This window comes from Paenisporosarcina sp. TG20, assembly GCF_000286315.1.
Classification (GTDB): Bacteria; Bacillota; Bacilli; order Bacillales_A; family Planococcaceae; genus Paenisporosarcina.
In genome coordinates, this window is sequence record NZ_ALJG01000143.1 from 1 (window position 1) to 5,270 (window position 5,270).

4 protein-coding genes are annotated in these 5,270 nt (G+C 38.2%); 1 reads left to right on the forward strand and 3 read right to left on the reverse strand.

Annotation, left to right across the window (positions count from 1 at the left end; all coding sequences use genetic code 11):
- On the forward strand, positions 1 to 375 hold a 375-nt coding region (locus B371_RS0101725), incomplete at its 5' end, for an SDR family oxidoreductase (protein WP_019412596.1).
- Between the two features lie 2,097 nt (positions 376 to 2,472).
- Here B371_RS0101725 and B371_RS22330 read toward each other — a convergent pair.
- The 3 genes from B371_RS22330 to B371_RS0101750 form a co-directional block, all read right to left on the reverse strand.
- Complete coding sequence (locus tag B371_RS22330; RefSeq protein ID WP_019412597.1) at positions 2,473 to 3,690, reverse strand: general stress protein; 1,218 nt, start codon at positions 3,688 to 3,690, stop codon at positions 2,473 to 2,475.
- 183 nt (positions 3,691 to 3,873) lie between these two features.
- Positions 3,874 to 4,605: a gamma-glutamyl-gamma-aminobutyrate hydrolase family protein gene (locus B371_RS0101745; RefSeq protein WP_019412598.1), complete on the reverse strand. Its 732-nt coding sequence runs from the start codon at positions 4,603 to 4,605 to the stop codon at positions 3,874 to 3,876.
- A 134-nt stretch (positions 4,606 to 4,739) separates the two neighbouring features.
- Positions 4,740 to 4,919: an EAL domain-containing protein gene (locus B371_RS0101750; RefSeq protein WP_019412599.1), complete on the reverse strand. Its 180-nt coding sequence runs from the start codon at positions 4,917 to 4,919 to the stop codon at positions 4,740 to 4,742.
- Positions 4,920 to 5,270: the final 351 nt, after the last annotated feature.

Genomic DNA, 5,270 nt, shown 5'->3' on the forward strand with positions numbered 1-5,270 from the left:
GCCTTGCCACATATGACGAAGGGTGATGCCATTGTTAACACCTCTTCCGTTACGGCTTATCGAGGATCTCCAGGTCTTATTGATTATTCAGCGACCAAAGGAGCTATTACCACCTTTACACGCTCGCTCGCATTAAATTTAGTTGATCAAGGAATTCGTGTGAATGCCGTGGCACCTGGTCCTATTTGGACTCCACTGATTCCGGCAACCTTCGATAAAGAAAAAGTAAAACATCAGGGAGAAGATACACCGATGAAACGACGCGGGCAACCAGCTGAAAACGCACCTGCATATGTCTTCTTAGCTTCTACAGACTCGAGCTACATGACGGGACAAACCATTCACGTAGACGGCGGAGATTTCGTAGGATCATAAACCCAACGTTTTCAGTAGGAAGTCACATATTTCAACCAAAATTGCAGGCAAAAGAGATTGGGTTATTTGTCGCCGATTTCTTATTTAAAATCAAAAAAAGTACCTAACTATCGCACAAATCTACACTGTCCTAAAATTGGAAGGCTAGACTAAGCGAATTTAAAAGTTTTTTTCATAGGTGCCTGATTTAATAACGGCTCAATCTATTATATCATGCAAGTACAATGACAAATTCCAAACGTTTGATTCACCTATTCACCTTTGGTATAATGACATCAGAATGTGAGTAACATAAAAAAGACCGTTGGTGGTCGAACACCAAACGATCAACGTAATAGCAGGTTCCCTTCAAGGGGATTGGCTAAATGGTAGGAATAACCCATCTGAGCGACTAACTCAAGGATGGGTTATTTTTTATGCTTAAATGAAAGTACTAATACAATTAATGTCGCAAATGTTACTGCAAACATTAGTGTTTCAAATACTGTCATGGCACCACCCCCTTTCGAAACGGGAGTGGCCAACCATCCTTGAGTTACCTATTCTATTACCCTCTTATTATACCACACATATGTTCTGTTTTTGTCATTTGGTTTTCGATCTGTCACTTTAGCATGCAATTCAAAGTGATAAAAAAGACCATTTTACGCTTGAACATTAAACAGTCAATATAACTTAGGATCCTTCAATTCAATTGGCTATATAGTTGAAGTACCCCATCTGAGCGCTAACTCAAGGATGGGTTATTTTTATGACTAAATGACAGAATTGCTACGATCAATACTATAAAAATAATACAAACATTTAATGTTTCGTATACGGACACTAGTACTCCCCCTGCTGCCCCAGTGACACTCCAACAAAAGAGTACATGCAATCCAATCTTGAATTGCAGAAAACTGTCAGAATTGTTTTCATCCCTTGGATGCGAATTAATTACTCATTGTCGGACTACACAATGACTAATCCCAAAGTTTGATTCACTTAATCACCTTTGGTATAATGATATCAGAATATGAGCACAATAAAAAAGACCGTTTGGTGGTCGAACACCAAACGATCAAAGTAATAGTAGGTTCCCTTCAAGGAGATTGGCTAGAATAGGAGTAACCCATCTGAGCAGCTAACTCAAGGATGGGTTATTTTTTATGGTTAAAGGACAGAATTGACACGATTAATGCTGCAAAAGTTACTGCGAACAATAATGCTTCGAATACTGACACCGGCACCACCCCCTTTCGAACGGGAGTGAGCCATCCACCCTTGAGTTACCTATTTTATTACTCTTATATTATACCACACATATGTTCTATTTCCGTCTTTTGAATTTAGCTGTGTCACATTTGCATGCAATTCAAAGTGATAAAAAAGACCATTTTACGCTTGACACACCAAACAGTTTATGTAACTCAATTAGAGGGTTAAATAGTTGGAGTACCCCATCTGAGCGCTATCTCAAGGATGGGTTAATTTATGCAATATTACAAAAATCAAGCAAGCATTAATGTATCGTATACGGACATCAGCACGCCTGCCTGCTGCCCCAGTGACACTCCAACAAAAGAATGCATGCAGTCCAATCTTTAATTGTCAGAATTGTTTTTATCCCTGGGACGCGAATTATTAGCACCCATCGTATTGGCAATCTTTGTTGCCCTGTATTATTCTGCAATTTGGCGCATGGAAATAATTACTGCTCTCGTTTTATTTACATTGCTGGTTTATAGCGTTCAGTTCACATATAACTTTCGAATGTGGAAAAAACACGAGAAGAACGTATAGATGCCCCAATCTCATCTGCAACCAATTAGAAAATAACACACTTCGAAGAACAGTTCCGTTGATGAAACTCAGTGGAACTGTTTTTTATTAATGTGCCGCATACGGACACTAGCACTCCTCCCTGCTGCCCCAGTGACACTCCAACAAAAGAATACATGCAGTCCAATCTTTAATTGTCAGAATTGTTTTTATCCCTGGGACGCGAATAAAGACCCCCCTAGCAGAATTTCACTCTGCTAGGGGGGGATATATAGGATGGGGGTCCTTATATATTAAAGTAGTTTACTGCCTGTCTTATAATGCGTTGTTACCACGTTACTTATCCTTGTCCATACGTTCTTTGTATTGATCAGTTGTGATGTCTTCATCTTCGTTTAAAGAATTTGTGTCTAATTTGCGTTGGTGTTCCTTATCGTTTGAGCGATAGTTTAGTTCTGTATTTCTTGGGTCTTTATCGAAATCATGTTTTACATTCTTTTCTGTTGTGAATTTACTTTCTTCTTCATCACCAAATACTGCGGGACCTAGATTTGGATTTACTCCTGGTGACTGGAAGCCCTCGGTTTTATAAGCATCGGTAATCGGTTCATTGGTAGTTATTCTGTTATTTTTAGCTTCAATGTCATTTAACTTTGAAGTTACATCTCTATTTGTATCTCTATCTGGATCCATGTCTATATTTTCTTCATTTTGATTTCTTTCATTATTTGTTGGTCGATGCTCTTGAACCGTTTGCTTTTCCTGCATCGAGGTTCCGATATGATCGGTGTCTCTAGCTAAGACTGGATCCGTGCTAAATGACTCACCTCGAGCAAAACGATCTACAGGTTCATCGTATCTGCCATCGGTTTCATTGACAAATTCGTTTGTCGATTTTTCAAATCCTTGCTCTTTTGCATATTCACTTTCGGGTTCATCTTGTTTTGATTCATGCTTGTTTACATTACTAGGCTCTTCAGAACCGAATGTAGTGGTTTCATTTGCACCATTAGTAGTTTCCGATTCAGTAAATCGAGATTCAACAAAATCCGTCCCAGCTGTTGCTGTCATCTGTGGATCTTTTGTATGGACACGGTTGTCAATTCCTGCACCTGTCGTATCAAGTGGTCTGTTATCTCCACTGTATGATTCATAACTATTACCGGTTGCACCAAACGTATCATATTCTTCTTCGTTGAAAACCTCTATGTTTCCATCAGGAGCGTAATCAGTATATAAAACAAAGCTACCTCTGGCAACTTCACCCGAATACTTTTCTTTTTCAGCTTCAGTTAAATTAAGAGGACGAAGCCCTTCTGTTACTGCATCTTCACCTGTAAACCATGATTTGAACTTATCCGTTAACGTTCCTGCTTCATGGGTAGCAACATTAGAATAGCGACTCAATGTGTTAATCTGAGAATGGTCCTTAGAAATAACATGGATATCAGTCTCCTCATAACCTCGTGATTTCAATACTTCTAACCTGTTGTACATTTCATCTTCTGTACGAGCAACTTCTATGTGTCTATTAGAATTCGATTCTGTATTCATGGTATAACCTCCTCTGGTTTCAATCTACTTTCTATTTATCCTTAGAATGATTTTAGTAAACTCTATTGTCATTATTTAATCTGTTTGTAATAAAAGAAACCTTCACTTTATGATGTGATAGCATTTCCTTATAATTTCGAGGGAAAAAGAAGTTTCTGGTAGCTATGTCCAGAAACTTCTTTTTTATTTTTTTGTCTGACCGTCTTGTTTTCTCTTCCTTGCAGCGGCAATGTAGGCATTGAATATTCGTTTGGATGGATCGTCACCGTCTATTGCGAATTCCTCAGGATGCCACTGGAAGCCAAACACGAAGCTATGCTCTGTGCTCTCGACTCCTTCAATTATGCCGTCAGATGCCGTAGCTACAATTCGAAGCGGTTCTTTTACTTCATTCAGTCCTTGATGGTGGAAAGAGTTCACTTTAAACTCACTTTCTTGCAACATCTGATACATACGGCTGGCTTCATCTACTTTAATATGATGAGAACGGTGAGTTCGTATAGCAATTTGCTTATGCAAGATACTCTTTTCTTCTCGTTGGGTATGAATAGATTGATAGAGTGAGCCGCCTGTTACAACGTTTAACATGTGTAATCCTCTACAAACACCGATATAAGGTTTATCTAATTCGAGCATTTTTCTCACTAATCTATATTCCATGTTATCCATGTCTGGTGAGACTTTTCCCAGAATAACATCTGGTTCTTCTCCGTAATATCCAGGATCAATATCTTCTCCTCCTGTTAAGAATAAAGCGTCTATTTGATCACATAATGGACCAATATGTTCTTCAGGAACTAGTGGGATTAATAGGGGGATTCCTCCAGCTTGGATAACGGCCTTCGCATAGACTGGACGTAAGAAATGATTGCCATCGCTTGTTATTTCTGCAGTTATTCCTACTATTGGTTTCATATATAATCTCCGTTCTTTATTTTGATAGAACCTAATTAGAGATATACCCATTCGTTGTTTAATAAAACTTAGTTCATCTTTAATTCAATTTTTCACCAGGAATAAAGCCATTCGTATTAAGTACGAAAGGCTTTCTAATAGTGTTGCACTACCCATAAATCTATTTCGTCTATAGGAAGTGGTTTGGAATAGTAATAACCTTGTATCATGTCACAGCCAAGTTTGCGGACTAAATTTAATTGTTCCTCTGTTTCTACTCCTTCAGTAACAACACGTAATTTTAAATACCTAGCAAAATCTACAATTGTTTTCACGATATTGTGTTCATCCCTGGGACGCTAATTATTAATTTAACCCTTCATTTTATTCCAAATAATTACATGATATAGGTATGGCTTCACTTATTTTAGTTGACCTAAATAAACCTTCTCGATTTACGTTTGTTTTGTTACCCTCAGGGAATAATTGAGGTACAAACATGTTAGGAGGGTTTACATGACACAAGATAAATATGAGAAGATTGATAAGAAGACACCTGGCCAGACACAAGATCAGCAACCTGGCATTGAAGAAGAAATGAGTCCCGCTCCGATTTACGACGATTCGGATTATAAAGGATCTGGTAAATTAAAAGGAAAAAACACCATTATTACAGGTGGTGATAG

Coding starts and splice junctions, on each gene's coding strand:
- B371_RS22330 (WP_019412597.1), bottom strand. CDS start 3,690: ATGAATACAGAATCGAATTCTAATAGACACATAGAAGTTGCTCGTACA.
- B371_RS0101745 (WP_019412598.1), bottom strand. CDS start 4,605: ATGAAACCAATAGTAGGAATAACTGCAGAAATAACAAGCGATGGCAAT.